The sequence below is a fragment of the Mesorhizobium sp. M8A.F.Ca.ET.181.01.1.1 genome, assembly GCF_004792025.1.
Lineage (GTDB): Bacteria > Pseudomonadota > Alphaproteobacteria > Rhizobiales > Rhizobiaceae > Mesorhizobium.
This window is the reverse complement of the sequence record NZ_SRTV01000325.1, coordinates 1-283: the sequence shown is the minus strand read 5'-3', so window position 1 is coordinate 283 and position 283 is coordinate 1. Positions and strand designations below refer to the sequence as shown.

Annotated in this window: 1 protein-coding gene; it reads right to left on the bottom strand. The window is 59.7% G+C overall.

Annotated elements, in window-relative coordinates:
- Nucleotides 1-283: hypothetical protein (locus EN824_RS35770; protein WP_210236408.1), on the bottom strand; the 283-nt coding region annotated here is incomplete at both ends.

Genomic DNA, 283 nt, shown 5'->3' with positions numbered 1-283 from the left:
GACGCGGGATTGCGCAACACGCCCACATGCATTGCGTCGGCAAACGCATGTCTGAGCCACTGCACTCTCCCGGACGAACGACAGAACTTGAGAACCGGCACCCTGCCCTGTTGAGCCGAGTGTTCGCAAAGACTGCGCAAATAGCTCTGTAGCGCGGGAAATTCGGCGTCTGGCTGCTCGCTGAAACGGTCGGTACTAAAGGTTCTCCGGTATCCGCTCACACCGCGCGTGCCTTCGCGCAAGAACGCCTTGTATTCGTCGAAATAAGGCGCCTCGAGCGGCG